Source organism: Aeromonas sp. XH (genome assembly GCF_033348475.1).
In the GTDB taxonomy this organism is placed as follows: Bacteria; Pseudomonadota; Gammaproteobacteria; order Enterobacterales; family Aeromonadaceae; genus Aeromonas; species Aeromonas sanarellii.
The window spans coordinates 1,175,532-1,189,427 of sequence record NZ_CP137630.1 but is presented as its reverse complement, the minus strand read 5'-3'; the positions used below and the strand labels follow the sequence as shown (position 1 = coordinate 1,189,427).

The window sequence follows — 13,896 nt, the reverse complement described above, 5'->3', positions numbered from 1 at the left end:
CCCCGGACCTGAAATGGTGAAAGCCATTCAGCTTCCCATCCGATGCAGATAAGATGAGATTCATGACGGGATGAGCCTGGCTCATCCTTTTTTCAGCCACGGTTCCGGTTCACTATGCGCCCATTCGCCCTGTCTTCCCTGCTGCGCCTGTCGCGCTTCGCCCTGCCCTGGCTGGCGACCATGCTGGCCCAGCCCCTCCTGGCCGCCCCCGCCTATGTGACCATAGGCACGGGGGCGCTCAACGGTGTCTACTACCCCACGGGAGGCGCCATCTGCCGCCTGCTGAACGAGGAGAGCGCCCGCCACGGCGTGCACTGCACGGTGCAGAGCACCTCGGGCTCCCTCGCCAACCTGGCGGCGCTCGCCAAGGGGGACATCCAGCTGGCCCTGGTGCAGTCCGATGTGCTCCACCACGCGGTCCACGGCAGCGGTCCCTTCTCGGGCCAGCCCTCCTGGGATCAACTGCGCAGCCTGCTGCGACTCCACAAGGAGTCCCTGACCCTGCTCGCCAGCGCCACCAGCAACATCACCACCCTGGCGGATATCAAGGGCAAACGGGTCGACCTCGGCGCCCCCAACTCGGGGGACAGGATCACCAGCCGGGCACTGCTCGATGCCATGGGCTGGCAGGCCACCGACTTCACCCTGCCAGCGGTGGCATCCCCGGGCAACCGGCTGGAGGGGCTCTGCAACGACACCCTGGATGCCGCCTTCGTGGTCGCCGGTCACCCCAACCAGGGCATCGGCGATCTCACCGGTCGCTGCAAGGCCCGTCTCATCCCCATCGAGGGGGAGCAGATAGACAGGCTGCTCGAGCAGTATCCCTACTATGAGCGCAGCCGCATCGGCGCCAACCTCTATCCGGGGCAGACCAGCGGCGTCAATACCTTCGCCGTCACCGCCGAGCTGGTGGCGCAGGCCAGCCTGCCCGAGACCGAGGTACGCACCCTGCGCGACGTGCTGAGCGAGCGCCTCAAGCAGTTCACTCGCCTGCACCCGGCCCTCACTACCCTCACCTGGGAGGGGATGCAGGCGGGAGATCTGGCCCCGCTCCACCCAGGCATGCTGGATGCCGCGCCAACGCCGGTCCTGCCACCGGACAGCCTCACGGCGTCGGGGGCCGGGGCGACCTCGGGCGCCCAGCCCACCGGGTTCCCGGCTCCCACCAGCGCGGCCACACCGCTGGAAGGGGCAGACACCCAGCCGGAACAGCCTTCCGGAGCCACCCTGCCGGCCAGCTCGGCGGCAGCGCCCACGGGGACGGCCCCGGCACTGACCGATCTCCCCTCCCAGGAGAGCGCCGTGATGACGCCTGACGCGCTGCCCGTCCCCATCAGCCCCACCCCGTCTGCGGCGCAGGCGAGCGACCAGACCGACCCCGCCGCCTCCCGACCAGACGGCGCCGCCGAGGGGAAGGAGACGCCCGCCCAGTGACGGGCACCGGATATACGAGAGGCCACCCCAGGGTGGCCTCTCTTCGTTTCAGCGGTGGCAGCGGGTCTGGCTCAGGCCTTGGCGGCCGGCAGCAGGGCCGGGCTCTGGATCTCCTCCTCCACCCAGTGCAGCAACTGCTTGATGGCCCGCGACAGCACCTGGTTCTGGCGCACCACATACCCCAGGCTGGTGCCGGGAAAGTCGGTGAGCCGGGTCACGGGGGCGGTCAGCTTGAGCCTGGGGTGAAGGGAGAAATCCGGCACTATGGCGACGCCAAAGCCCGCCTCGGCCCAGTCGAGCTGGGCATCCACGCTCCCCACCTCCATGATGCGGCAGCTCGGCAGACCGAGCAGGGGCAATGAGGGGTCGATCAGCGCCCGGGTCCGGGTGTCGTGCCCCAGCAGGATCAGGGTCGGCTCGTCCAGAGGATCGCTCTCCCCCGAGCTGGCCCGCGCCTGCCCGCGGGCCAGGCCGTGCCCCAGGGCACACCAGGTCACCTGCTGCAACTCGGTGTAGAAGAGCGGTTCGCTGCGCTTTTGCGCCATCACGAAGCCCAGATCCGCCTTGCCCGCCCGCACCAGATCCGCCGCCTGATCCGAGGTGGTGTTGAACAGGGTGAGGTCGATGCCGGGGAAGGCCTGCTTGAAGCGCTGGAACGGCTGGATAAGCAGCAGGCGCGAGATGATGTCGCTGGCGGCGATGGCGAGCGTCCCCTGGCTCAACTGGCTCAGGGCATTGAGATCGGACTGGCACAGCTGCAGCTCGTTGATGGCGCGCTCGGCGCTTTGCAGCAGCCGCTCGCCGGCCTGGGTCAGGCGGAACGGGCTGCGCTCCACCAGCTTGACCCGGGTCGCCTGCTCCAGGTTCTTGAGGTGCAGGCTGACATTGGGCTGGGTCATGTGCAGCTCGGTGGCGGTCTGGCCGAAGTGCTGCAACCGGGCCAGGGTGACGAAGGTGTGCAGCCAGTGAATGTCCAGCATGGGGGTCCTCTTCTCCCGGGATCGGTGGCAGGGCCAGCGCCGCCAGGGCACGGGCACCGCGGAAGGGAGCGCGTTGTCGATAATTGCACCGTAATTATATGACTCTCTTATCGGAATTATAAAGATAATTAATTTTTCTAATCCTCACGGGACTCCTAGGATGAACGCCTAACGTCTTAGGAGAAAGAGTCATGTCGTCTATCGTAGTCGTAGGTGCTAACTGGGGTGATGAGGGCAAGGGCCGCATCGTCGATTATCTGGCAGGCCAGGCTGGCGCCAGCATTCGTTTCCAGGGCGGCAACAACGCCGGCCACACCGTGGTCAACGATCTGGGCACCTTCAAGCTGCACCAGGTGCCGAGCGGCGTCTTCAACCCGGATTGCCTGGTGGTGCTGGGCCCCGGCATGGTGATCAGCCCCGAGAAGCTCACCGTCGAGCTGGAAGAGGTCAAGGCCTCCGGCGTCACTCCCAAGCTCGCCATCTCTGACCGTGCCACCCTCTGCCTGCCGCTGCACGCGCTGGAAGACACCCTGGAAGAGCAGCGCCTGGGTGACGGCGCCTACGGCTCCACCCGTCAGGGCATTGCCCCGGCTTACGGTGATCGGGTCATGAAAAAGGCGATCCTGGTGGGCTGGCTGAAACAGCCGGACGTGCTGGTCGAGCGCATCCAGTTCATGCTGGACTGGAAGCTGCCGCAGATGAAGGCTCTCTATCCCGACTTCACATTCACCCAGACCGCCCAGGAGATGGCCGACTGGCTGCTGGAAGTGTCCGCTCCCTGGATTGACGCCGTCTGCAACGTCAGCATGCCCCTCAAGGCGCTGCAGGCCGAAGGCAAGACCCTGCTGTTCGAAGCCCAGCTGGGCGCCGGCCGTGATCTCATCTACGGCGAGTACCCCTGGGTCACTTCCTCCCACGTGTCCGGCGCCTACGCCGGCATCGGTGGCGGTCTGCCGGGCCTGCGCCCGGAGCGCGTCATCGCCGTGGCCAAGGCGTTCAGCTCCTCCGTCGGTACCGGCACCCTGCTGACCGCCATGGAGAACCAGGACGAGTTTCGCAAGATCACCAACGAGTTCGGCGCCACCACAGGTCGTCCCCGTGACGTGGGCTACTTCGATGCCGTCGCCACCAAGAACGGCGTCGAGCTGCAGGCCGCCACCGAAGTGGCCCTGACCAAGCTGGACTGCCTGACCGGTCTGCCGGATCTGAAGATCTGCGTGGCCTACGAAGGGGCTCACACCGAGAACCCGATCTGGCCGCAGACCGCCGCCCTCACCCCCGTCTACGAGAAGATGGAGAGCTGGAGCGAAGACATCAGCGGCTGCCGCACCTTCGCCGAGCTGCCCAAGGCGGCCCAGGACTACGTGCTGCGCATCGAAGCCCTGCTGGGCGTGCCGGTGCCCATGGTCTCCGTCGGCCCGGGCCGTGACGAGATGATCCTGCGCTAAGCAGCGCTCCGCGCATAAAAACCGGCATCCCTGGATGCCGGTTTTTTTATGCCCTTTGAAAAAGCACCAAACGACTCACAAAAACCGCTTCCAAGGCATGATTTGAGCCATAGGGGCACTCTGTTTTGAGCCTGCCCCCTTAGAGTGAACTCCTTATTCACACAAGGAGTGCACACCATGAGATCCCCCATCACCACCCTGCTGCCCCTGCTCTGCCTGACCGCCCTGCCCGCCGGCGCCATGACCCTGAAGAGTACCGACATCCGCGAGGGTGAACCCATGGACAAGGTCTTCAGCTTCAACGGCTTTGGCTGCAGCGGCGAGAACCGCTCCCCCCAGCTGAGCTGGCAGAACCTGCCCGCCGGCACCCAGAGCATCGCCATCACCGCCTATGATCCGGACGCTCCCACCGGCAGCGGCTGGTGGCACTGGCTGGTGGTGAACCTGCCGGCCAGCCAGCACGAGTTGCCGAGCAACGCCTCCGGCAAGCTCAAGCAGGGGCTGGAGCTTGGCACCGACTACGGCACCCAGGGTTATGGCGGCCCCTGCCCACCCGCGGGTCACGGCATGCATCGCTACCAGTTCACCGCCTGGGCCCTGCCCGGGGCGCTGGAGGTGAAGGCCAACACCCCGCCCGCCATGGTAGGCTACATGCTCAACAGCCAGGCCCTTGGCAAGGCCACCCTGACCGCCACCTTCACCACCCCCTAGGAGCCCGCCGGATGAGCACGCCCCTGCTGCAACTGAATCACTACTTCGGGATCCGCCAGCAGCCCCTGCGCCGGGTGCTCATCTATGCGCCGACCCTCATCTGGGTGCAGCAGGGCCGCAAGCAGCTGTGGTGGCGGGAGCAACGCCTGTCGTTTGACAAGGAGAGCTGGCTGCTGATCCCGGCGGGTCACCGGCTCACCTTCGTTAACCAGCCGGAGCAGGGCACGTTTCGCTCCCAGGCGCTCACCCTGCTGGCCCCGCCACCGGCCGAGTGGCTGACAGGGAGCGCCCTCGATCTCCTCAAGCCACCGGCCATCAGGGTGAATCCGGCCCTCGCCTTCTGCTTCGATCTCGTCACCACCATGGCGGACCGGCAGCTCTGCGAGGCGGCCCAGACCCGGCTGCTGCAAGGGTTTTATGGCGAGCTCAGGGAGGCGGGGGGTCTCGGCCTGCTCTTTCCCGCCACCACCATGACCCTGGGGGAGCGGCTGGCCCGCTACCTCAGCGTGGAGCCGGGCTGCGATCACCGGCTGGAGACGGTGGCGACCCACTTCGCCATGAGCCGCGCCTCCCTGGTCCGCAAGCTGGCCGCCGAGGGGCGCAGCTTTCGCCAGGTGCTGACCCAGGTGCGCCTGGGTCATGCCCTCACCCTGCTGCAACAGGGGTTCAATCCGCTTCAGACCGCCCTCGCCTGCGGTTACGACTCCCCCGGCCGCTTTGCCGCGCGCTTCAAGGAGGAGTTCGGCCTGACCCCCTATCAATACCTGCGAACCTGCCCCGGGAGTCCTGCCGCTCGCCAGGTGGAAGGACGCTGAGCGCCCCTCTCCTTTGCATGGCACCGAACGCCATGCCGACCCCAAAAACAAGAAGGCCTCCGCAAGGGAGGCCTTCTTCATGGCGGTGTGACGCGCAAGGAACTTACTTGACGGTCACCCGGGCAAACTTGCGCTTGCCGACCTGGTAGACGGCGGTGCCGGCACCGATGAGTGCCTTGCCATCATCCAGCTTCTCGCCATCAACCTTCACCGCGCCCTGCTTGATCATGCGCAGCGCCTCGGAGGTGGTGGCCACCAGATCGGCGTCTTTGAGCAGGTTGGCGATGGCCAGCCCGTCCCCTTCCAGGGCCAGCTCGACCTCCGGCATCTCGTCCGGGATCGCGTTCTTGGAGAAGCGCTGGGTGAAGTCCTCGTGGGCCGCCTCGGCCGCCGCGGCGTCGTGATAGCGGGCAATGATCTCCTTGGCCAGCCAGATCTTCACGTCGCGGGGGTTCAGGGTACCGGCGGCAATGCCCGCCTTGAACTCTTCGATTTCAGCCAGCGGACGGAAGGAGAGCAGCTCGTAGTAGTTCCACATCAGATCGTCGGTGATGGACATGATCTTGCCGAACATCTCACCCGGGGCGTCGTGTACGCCGATGTAGTTGGCGGCGGACTTGGACATCTTCTTGACGCCGTCCAGGCCCACCAAGAGCGGCATCATCAGCACACACTGGGTCGCCATGCCGGCATCTTTTTGCAGCTCGCGGCCCATCAGCAGGTTGAACTTCTGGTCGGTACCGCCCAGCTCGACGTCCGCCTTCAGCGCGACCGAGTCATAGCCTTGCAGCAGCGGATAGAGGAATTCGTGAATGGCGATGGACTGGCCGTTGCTGTAGCGCTTCTTGAAGTCGTCGCGCTCCATCATACGGGCCACGGTCTGCTTGGCCGCCAGCTTGATCATGCCGGTCGCGCCCAGCTCGCTCAGCCAGGTGGAGTTGTACTCGATGCGGGTCTTGGCCGGGTCCAGGATCTTGAACGCCTGCTCGGCATAGGTGAGGGCGTTGTGCTTGATGGCCTCTTCGGAGAGCGGCGGACGGGTGGCGTTCTTGCCGGAGGGATCCCCCACCATGGCGGTGAAGTCGCCGATCAGCAGGATCACTTCGTGGCCCAGATCCTGGAAGGTCTTCAGCTTGTTCAGGATCACGGTATGACCCAGGTGGATGTCCGGCGCGGTCGGGTCCATCCCCAGCTTGATGCGCAGCGGGCGCCCTTCCTTCAACTTGGCGACCAGTTCTTCTTCAACCAGAATTTCTTCCGCTCCGCGCTTGATCTCGGCTAGCGCCACCTCGAGCTGGGACATTTTTTGACTCTCCAATCACGATTCCACAGGGCCAGACATATTACTGGAATGGCGGGCCAATTGGAAAGGCGGTAAACTCCGACCTTCTTCTGGGTTCAACTTCGTCTGCTTCTCATGGTCCTTTGGCACGCCTTCAATTCTCTTCCTACCTGGCACCGCAAGATGGTGCTGATCCTGAGCATCATGATCATGATGCTGGCCGCCTGGCCAAGCGAACAGGCAGTCGCCACCCGGGTCGATGACAACGACAACGAGCTGGCCGTCGAGCAGCGGGTCGACGAAGAGGCGCTGCTGGCCCGGGCCGAGCCCGTCACTCCGCCCAAGCCGAGCTATGTCACCAAACAGGTGAAGGTGCGCCGCGGCGACAACATGCAGGTCATCTTCCAGCGCCTCGGCCTCAGCGCCAGCGATCTCTACCTCATCGCCCAGCTGGAGGCCACCAACCCATTGCGAACCCTGCAACCCGGCCAGGAGCTCACCTTCAAGCTCACCAGGAACGGGGATTTGCACAGCCTCTACTACCCCCACAGCCTGGAGCAGGCGCTCAAGGTGAGCCGCAAGGCCGAGGGCTTCGTGGCCAGGCCGGTGAAGCTCGAGCTCGACACCCGCGAGCAGGTGGCCAGGGGGGAGATCCGCTCCAGCTTCTGGGGCGCCGCCGTCGACGCAGGCATGACCGAGGACCAGATCATGGATCTCGCCGCCATCTTCGGCTGGGACATCGACTTCGCCCAGGACCTGCAACCAGGGGACAGCTTCCGGGTGGTCTACGAAGAGAAGTACCAGGATGACGAGCGGGTCGCCTCCGGCGACATCCTGGCCGCCGAGTTCGTCAACCAGGGCGCCACCTATCGCGCCGTGCTGAACGAGGATGGCAACTACTACACCCCGGAAGGCAAGGCGATGCGCAAGAGCTTCCTGCGCGCGCCGGTCAACTTCAAATACATCAGCTCCAACTTCAACCCGCGCCGCCTGCACCCAGTCACCGGCAAGGTACGCCCCCACAACGGCATCGACTACGTGGCGCCGGTGGGCACCCCCATCATGGCGGCGGGCTCAGGCAGCGTGGTGGCCGCCGGCTACAACCAGTTCAACGGCAACTACGTCTTCATCAAGCACGCCGGCAACTACGTCACCAAGTACCTGCACCTCTCCAAGCGCACCGTCAACAAGGGGCAGCGGGTCAAGCAGGGCCAGACCATCGGCCTGCTCGGCGGCACAGGCCGCGTCACCGGGCCCCATCTGCACTATGAATTCGTGGTCGGGGGCGTGCACAAGAATCCGCGCACCCTCACCCTGCCCCAGGCCGAGACCCTCAGCGGTCGGGCGCTGGCCAACTTCAAGGCCCAGGCCATGCCCCAGCTGGCCAAGCTGGACAGCACCGAGCTGCAACTGGCCCAGAACAAACGGGACAGCAACGGCGGCTAAGACCGGCCCGACTGCGGCAATTGGCCGTCATGGAGAGAGCACAAGGAGAAACCATGAGTGAGCGCTATATCGGATTGATGTCGGGAACCAGCCTGGATGGCATAGACGCCGTGCTGATCGAGACGAAGGGGGATCAACTGCGGGTAGAGGCGGCGCTGTGCCACCCCTGGCCAGCGGAGACCGCCCGCGAGCTGCACGCCCTCTGCACCCCGGGCGACAACGAGATCGATCGCATGGGGGTCGCCGACAACCTGGTGGCGCGGGAATTCGCCGCCGCGACCCAGGCCCTGCTCGCCAAGGCCGGGCTGAAACCGGCCGACATTAGCGCCATCGGCTCTCACGGCCAGACCATACGCCACCGCCCGCAACTCGGCTTCACCCTGCAGATCGGCAATGCGGCCCTGCTGGCGGCCCTGACCGGCATCGACGTCATCAGCGATTTTCGCACCCTGGACATGGCTCTCGGCGGCCAGGGGGCGCCCCTGGTCCCCGCCTTCCATCAAGCCATTTTTGCCAAGCCGGGCGCCCTGCGGGTGGTGCTGAACCTCGGCGGCATCGCCAATATCTCGGTGCTGCCTGGCCACGCCGACGGGGGCTCCGGTTCAGGGGTCTATGGCTTCGATACCGGCCCCGCCAATACCCTGCTCGATGGCTGGTATCGCCGTCACCACCCCATGGGGGGCGACTACGACGCGGGCGGCCGCTGGGCGGCTGGTGGCCGGCTTGTTCCCGAGCTGCTCGAAAAACTGCTGGCTCACCCCTACTTCGCCGCCCCCCACCCCAAGAGCACGGGACGGGAGATGTTTACCCTCGACTGGCTAGACCACGAGCTGGCAGGGGGCACTTATGCCCCGGTGGACGTGCAGCGTACCCTGCAGGCGCTGACCTGCCACAGCATCGCCCGCCAACTGCCCGTGCTTGAGCCCGATGCGACGGGAGCGCTCTTTATCTGCGGCGGCGGCGCCCACAACGCCCCCCTGCTGGCGGAGCTCGCCGCCCTGCTGCCCCGCTGGCGCCTGGCCAGCACCGCCGAGCTCGGCCTCGCCCCCGACTGGGTGGAAGGGGCCGCCTTCGCCTGGCTGGCGATGCGCTTTATCCAGCGCAAGCCGGGCAACCTGCCCGCGGTGACCGGCGCCAGCCGCCCGGCGGTGCTGGGCGCCCTCTATCCCGCCTGAGCGGGCAACCCGCTCACGCCAAGATGGAGAGGGCGGCACATGCCGCCCTCTCTGTCATTGTCCGGTTCAGCCATTGCCCAGCCTCACCCTTGTCCGGCTCTGCCGGCAGACCTTATCGACCCTGCGCATCCTACTTCTTTTTCCGCTGCAATTTCATTGCATAAATCTGGATGCCATTTTCAGCCCGGATTGACTGATGGCGGCGGCTCGCTTTTGTCGACGACATTGTCACCATGCAGCCTGCGTGAATCATATTTCCAGCTGCGGTTTCAGGGGCCAAAAACGGGCACTGGCTAGCATATTTTTGATATTGCCGACAGCCCCGTCCATTGGCATAAAATGCATAGCAATTCATATCTGGATGCATGAACAGCCGAATATCGCCGATGTTTAACCCTTTATTCACACCATTGTTCAAGGGCGCCTCGACACAAACCCGCATGCGACGGCCATTCCCCTGATAAAACGCTTTATCACCCCAGACCAGCCGCCATATATCGTGAATTGAACCGCATTTTCGCTATTTTTCAGAGCATTGAGCCACCTCATAGAAATGCGATCCCGGTTTGCATCCCCTGGTTGCCCCCCATAGAATCCCCCTGTCTGAAATAACCAACCCAATCCATATCTCTGTTATCCGTTCGCCTGCACAGGCGACTACGACTCATTATTCGAGGCAATGTCTGCCACCCGTCATTATTTGCCGGGCATGGCTGGCCATTGCCGAAATAAAGAGGAGTGCCTGCTCGTTCCTGAGCCGGGACGGCTATCGGAGGATGAGGGAGGGTGACCCGTACCTACACCAATAATGCTTGAAAAAGGAGTATCGCCATGAGTGGTACCATCATCAAATCCGCCAGAAATACCCCCAACGCACCGCAGGATCTGGGCCCCTATACCCAGAGCGTGGCCTTCTCCCACTACAACAATATTGCCGCCCAGCTCCCCGTCGATCCCAGGACGGGCAAGCTGATCGAGGGGGATATCCAGGCGCAGGCCAGACAGTGTCTCACCAATATCCAGGCCATAGTCCAGAGCGTCGGCCACGGCATGGAGGACATGGTGAAAGTCACCCTCTTCCTCAAAGACATGGGGGATCTGGAGGCGGTCGATACCGTCTATCACGAGTTCTTCCCCCACTCGCTGCCGACCCGCACCGTGCTCGCCGTGGCGGCCCTGCCGCTCGGCGCCGCCGTTCAGATGGATGCCCTGCTCTCCAACGGGGAAGGCACCTTCCCCCAGGCTCCCTGCCCCCTTATCAAGCTTGCCCGAAACAGCGATCGCGTGCCGCAGGACCCGCTCTCCAGCCAGAGCGTCGCCTTCTCCCATTACAACAATATCGGCGCCCAGCTGCCCCTCGACCCCGCCTCCGGCGCCCTGGTTGGCGGCGGCATCCGCGAACAGGCCGCCCAGTGTCTTCGCAATATCAAGGCGGTGCTGGAGAGCATCGACGTACCCTTCGACGACATCGTCAAGGTGACCGTCTATCTGACCAGCCTCTCGGATCTGGAGGCCGTCAACGAGGTCTACACCACCTTCTTCCCGGATTCGGCCATCGCCCGCGCCGCCGCCTACCTGCCGGCCCGCTCGGTGATCAGTGCAGCGGCCCTGCCGCTGGGTGCCCGGGTGCAGATGGATGCGGTCATCTCCCACGGTGACGGCACCCCGCCCCAACTGGTGGAAGACCGCCACAACCTGGTGATCCGCGCCCGCAATACCGACAAGGCGCCGCGCAGCCCCTTGCACACCCAGACCGTGGCCTTCTCCCACTACAACCATATCGCCGGCCAGCTGCCGCTCGACATGGCCACCGGCAAGGTGCTGACCGGCTGCGTCCGTGAGCAGACCGCCCAGTGCCTCGGCCATATCAAGACCATCGTCGAGAGCATCGGCCATGTGATGGACGATATCGTCAAGGTCAATATCCAGCTGAAGAACATCGAGGATCTGGAGGCGGTCAACGCCATCTATACCCAGTACTTCCCGGGCTACCACCCCGCCCGCACCGTGATCGGTGTAAGCGAGCTGCCCGCCGGCGCCCTGGTGCAGATGGATGCAGTGATGTCCAACGCGGAAAGTACCCCGCCACAGATCTAAAGTCTCTCAGTGAGATATAAAAATACACCGGCTAATGTCTGTATGGAGACGGTATTCACCTGACAGTTGCCCACAAAAGGGAGTGGTCATACGGCTTCAAACCGGATAACAAAACGGTACCCCTACCGTGTTATCTGGAGTCACCGTATGACCACCAACGAGAAAGTAGCACGTCGCAAACTCAGCCTGCTAGAGCTCGCCAAAGAGCTCAATAATGTCAGCAAAGCCTGCAAGCTCATCGGCTACAGCCGTCAGCAGTTCTACGAAATTCGCCGTAATTACCAGACCTATGGCGCCGAGGGCTTGCTCGACAAATTGCCCGGCTGTAAAGGGGCTCATCCCAATCGGGTCGCTCCCGAGATTGAACACGCCATCCTCGATTACTCCCTCACCAGACCAACTCATGGCCCGCTGCGGGTCGCGCAAGAACTGGCTCTGCAAGGCATCAATGTCAGTGCGGGCGGTGTGCGTGGCGTGTGGCAACGGCACGACTTGCTCTCCAAACACGACCGCTTGCTGCGCCTTGAGAAAACTCACCGGGAGCAGACCATTGAGCTCAATGACGAGCAGATTCGCCTGCTCGAACGCTTCAGCCCCGAGTTTCGCGAACGCCAGATTGAGGTTCACTACACCGGAGAACTGGTGGCGGTCGACACCTTCTTCGTCGGCGCGCTCAAGGGGGTTGGCAAGGTGTATCTGCAAACCGTGCTGGACTGCTATAGCCGCCACGCCTGGGGACGGCTCTACACCAGCAAGCTGCCGGTGACCTCGGTTCATGTGCTCAATGAAACGGTACTGCCGTTTTTCGAGGCCCACGAGGCACGGGTCTATACCATCCTGTCGGATAACGGGCGCGAGTTCTGTGGACGAGCTGACCACCATCCCTACGAGCTGTTCCTGCAACTGGAGGGGATTGAGCACCGGACAACCAAGGTACGCAGGCCGCAGAGCAACGGCTTTATCGAACGGCTGCATCGCACACTGCTGGATGAACACTTCCGTATCAAGGGGAGGACGACCTGGTATGAGTCGGTAGAGCAGATGCAGACAGACCTGGATAGCTACCTGGAACACTACAACACCCAGCGGCCACATCAGGGCAGGATGATGGAGGGACAGACGCCTTACAGCATGTTCAAGAAGGGTCTGAAATTGATACCGAAGGAAGTGCGCACTAAAGTAGCGTAAACAAGACACCGGTTTGAGGCCGGTGTCAGGTGATAACTAGATCTGTACATAATGTCGGTGTATTTTTTACTGAAACTAAAATGTATATAAAAATAAACAAACACTCCATGTTATAAAAAATAAAGGCTGAAAGATGTAATAATTATACGACTTTGTCGAAATTTAAATAGTTTTCCATTCTTGTATTCAAATGCTCGTGAGCTGAATGAGAAATATCACATCCCATTGCTTTTCTACCGAGATTTTCAGCTGCAACCAAAGTTGAACCAGAACCAAAAAATGGGTCTACTACCAAGTCACCATGACCAGAGCTCTGTGATATAAGAGTCTCCAATAATGCAACTGGTTTCTCTGTGGGATAGCCACGATGTACGCGTTTGCACTCCAAGACATCAGGTATACCTAGGTCATTTAATTTTCTTTTCCCCTTTTCGAAGAAAAGGATAAATTCATATTTTGCCCTATAATGATATCCCATCCCAATTGCCATTTTATTCCATACAATCGGCTTCCAAAACTTAAAGCCAACTTTTTCTGCTATAGGTTTGACATGAAACATTGTTTCTTGATCACAAAATAAATAAAAATGTGAGTTTTTCTTTAGCACACGATAAATATCTACAAATAATTCTTCAAAACGTTCATTTGGGAAAATATCAAACCATTGATTACTCGAACCATCACTTATTTTTAGGCGGGTAGTAGTTCCTATTTTTCGGTGCTTTTCAAGAGATTCATAAGGGGGGTCAGTTATAATAAGATCAACGCTTGCATCCGCAAGCGTTGACAACCAGTTCACTGCGTCATCACGAAATAGCTTCATTTTCCCTACTTAAAAAGAACTACAAAGTTTGCCATTCAAGTATACCGTTGATGGAGCCCCTGGGTCTAATGTCCGACAATCGACACAGTAGCTTTGATCACCTTGAGGGTTCGTCTCCGTCACACGTGCAGGGGTTTGGCCAAAAGCCTCTGGATGACGATGAAAAACATGTTCACTACCATTTGTGTCAGAACAACGAGGACAAGACTTGTATTCATGACCTAGCTCATTGTACTTATGTAAAACTCCGATATTCAATCGTTGACCACAACATTGGCAAGGCATCTAAATACTCCCTATTTTAGGCTTTTATAATTTCAGAGTTCATCAATACTCTGATTTCTATCTCATAGTAATGATATTAAAAATATCAAAACTGATGCCTAATCTACTGCTGAAAGGGGGCTGTATGAAGCCTTTTTATTCTGTTTTGAGATCCTTGTCATTATGTGATTTGAATTACATAGACTAAGAAGCCCTAAGCAGGCGTAATATCT

General features: G+C 61.3%; 12 protein-coding genes. 8 read left to right on the top strand and 4 right to left on the bottom strand.

All coding sequences use genetic code 11. The annotated features are described in order from the left end of the window. The first annotated feature begins 114 nt into the window (after positions 1 to 114). On the top strand, positions 115 to 1,434 hold the full coding sequence (locus R2B70_RS05670) for a TAXI family TRAP transporter solute-binding subunit (RefSeq protein ID WP_318162846.1): 1,320 nt from the start codon (positions 115 to 117) through the stop codon (positions 1,432 to 1,434). 71 nt (positions 1,435 to 1,505) lie between these two features. On the opposite strand, the gene R2B70_RS05665 is transcribed toward R2B70_RS05670, so the two are convergent. Then, positions 1,506 to 2,414 (bottom strand): LysR family transcriptional regulator, encoded by a 909-nt coding sequence (locus tag R2B70_RS05665; RefSeq protein WP_318162845.1) that lies wholly within the window; start codon positions 2,412 to 2,414, stop codon positions 1,506 to 1,508. 191 nt (positions 2,415 to 2,605) lie between these two features. On the opposite strand from R2B70_RS05665, the gene R2B70_RS05660 reads away from it, so the two are divergent. The 3 genes from R2B70_RS05660 (at position 2,606) to R2B70_RS05650 (ending at position 5,388) form a co-directional block, all read left to right on the top strand. After that, complete coding sequence (locus tag R2B70_RS05660) at positions 2,606 to 3,862, top strand: adenylosuccinate synthetase (RefSeq protein WP_219143780.1); 1,257 nt, start codon at positions 2,606 to 2,608, stop codon at positions 3,860 to 3,862. Between the two features lie 177 nt (positions 3,863 to 4,039). Further along, positions 4,040 to 4,573, top strand: coding sequence for a YbhB/YbcL family Raf kinase inhibitor-like protein (locus R2B70_RS05655; protein ID WP_209793452.1), 534 nt, complete (start codon positions 4,040 to 4,042; stop codon positions 4,571 to 4,573). An 11-nt stretch (positions 4,574 to 4,584) separates the two neighbouring features. After that, positions 4,585 to 5,388 carry a helix-turn-helix transcriptional regulator gene (locus R2B70_RS05650; RefSeq protein WP_318162844.1) on the top strand — a complete coding sequence of 268 codons (804 nt, stop codon included), beginning with the start codon at positions 4,585 to 4,587 and terminating at the stop codon, positions 5,386 to 5,388. A gap of 103 nt (positions 5,389 to 5,491) precedes the next feature. Here the strand turns inward: R2B70_RS05650 and tyrS are convergent, their stop codons facing one another. Beyond that, on the bottom strand, positions 5,492 to 6,691 hold the full coding sequence (gene tyrS, locus R2B70_RS05645; RefSeq protein WP_318162843.1) for a tyrosine--tRNA ligase: 1,200 nt from the start codon (positions 6,689 to 6,691) through the stop codon (positions 5,492 to 5,494). 114 nt (positions 6,692 to 6,805) lie between these two features. Here tyrS and R2B70_RS05640 point away from each other — a divergent pair, with 114 nt between their 5' ends. Both R2B70_RS05640 and R2B70_RS05635 read left to right on the top strand, forming a co-directional pair. Further along, entirely contained in the window at positions 6,806 to 8,116 is a 1,311-nt protein-coding gene (locus R2B70_RS05640; RefSeq protein ID WP_042078110.1) for a peptidoglycan DD-metalloendopeptidase family protein, read from the top strand. A gap of 53 nt (positions 8,117 to 8,169) precedes the next feature. Continuing rightward, positions 8,170 to 9,291 carry an anhydro-N-acetylmuramic acid kinase gene (locus R2B70_RS05635; protein WP_318162842.1) on the top strand — a complete coding sequence of 374 codons (1,122 nt, stop codon included), beginning with the start codon at positions 8,170 to 8,172 and terminating at the stop codon, positions 9,289 to 9,291. Between the two features lie 130 nt (positions 9,292 to 9,421). Here the strand turns inward: R2B70_RS05635 and R2B70_RS05630 are convergent, their stop codons facing one another. Next, entirely contained in the window at positions 9,422 to 9,709 is a 288-nt protein-coding gene (locus R2B70_RS05630) for a hypothetical protein (RefSeq protein ID WP_318162841.1), read from the bottom strand. 413 nt (positions 9,710 to 10,122) lie between these two features. Between R2B70_RS05630 and R2B70_RS05625 the strand changes: the two genes are divergently transcribed. Both R2B70_RS05625 and R2B70_RS05620 read left to right on the top strand, forming a co-directional pair. Continuing rightward, positions 10,123 to 11,388: a RidA family protein gene (locus R2B70_RS05625; protein WP_318162840.1), complete on the top strand. Its 1,266-nt coding sequence runs from the start codon at positions 10,123 to 10,125 to the stop codon at positions 11,386 to 11,388. Positions 11,389 to 11,535: 147 nt separating this feature from the next. Beyond that, positions 11,536 to 12,576 carry an IS481-like element ISAs19 family transposase gene (locus R2B70_RS05620; protein ID WP_318161979.1) on the top strand — a complete coding sequence of 347 codons (1,041 nt, stop codon included), beginning with the start codon at positions 11,536 to 11,538 and terminating at the stop codon, positions 12,574 to 12,576. A gap of 142 nt (positions 12,577 to 12,718) precedes the next feature. Here the strand turns inward: R2B70_RS05620 and R2B70_RS05615 are convergent, their stop codons facing one another. Beyond that, on the bottom strand, positions 12,719 to 13,399 hold the full coding sequence (locus R2B70_RS05615; RefSeq protein ID WP_318162839.1) for a site-specific DNA-methyltransferase: 681 nt from the start codon (positions 13,397 to 13,399) through the stop codon (positions 12,719 to 12,721). Positions 13,400 to 13,896 lie beyond the last annotated feature (497 nt).

Excerpts from the sequence above, each read along its gene's own strand:
- R2B70_RS05615 (WP_318162839.1), bottom strand. The coding sequence starts at position 13,399 with ATGAAGCTATTTCGTGATGACGCAGTGAACTGGTTGTCAACGCTTGCG.
- R2B70_RS05625 (WP_318162840.1), top strand. The coding sequence starts at position 10,123 with ATGAGTGGTACCATCATCAAATCCGCCAGAAATACCCCCAACGCACCG.
- R2B70_RS05655 (WP_209793452.1), top strand. The coding sequence starts at position 4,040 with ATGAGATCCCCCATCACCACCCTGCTGCCCCTGCTCTGCCTGACCGCC.
- R2B70_RS05665 (WP_318162845.1), bottom strand. The coding sequence starts at position 2,414 with ATGCTGGACATTCACTGGCTGCACACCTTCGTCACCCTGGCCCGGTTG.
- R2B70_RS05620 (WP_318161979.1), top strand. The coding sequence starts at position 11,536 with ATGACCACCAACGAGAAAGTAGCACGTCGCAAACTCAGCCTGCTAGAG.
- R2B70_RS05650 (WP_318162844.1), top strand. The coding sequence starts at position 4,585 with ATGAGCACGCCCCTGCTGCAACTGAATCACTACTTCGGGATCCGCCAG.
- R2B70_RS05670 (WP_318162846.1), top strand. The coding sequence starts at position 115 with ATGCGCCCATTCGCCCTGTCTTCCCTGCTGCGCCTGTCGCGCTTCGCC.
- R2B70_RS05640 (WP_042078110.1), top strand. The coding sequence starts at position 6,806 with ATGGTCCTTTGGCACGCCTTCAATTCTCTTCCTACCTGGCACCGCAAG.
- R2B70_RS05635 (WP_318162842.1), top strand. The coding sequence starts at position 8,170 with ATGAGTGAGCGCTATATCGGATTGATGTCGGGAACCAGCCTGGATGGC.
- R2B70_RS05660 (WP_219143780.1), top strand. The coding sequence starts at position 2,606 with ATGTCGTCTATCGTAGTCGTAGGTGCTAACTGGGGTGATGAGGGCAAG.
- tyrS (WP_318162843.1), bottom strand. The coding sequence starts at position 6,691 with ATGTCCCAGCTCGAGGTGGCGCTAGCCGAGATCAAGCGCGGAGCGGAA.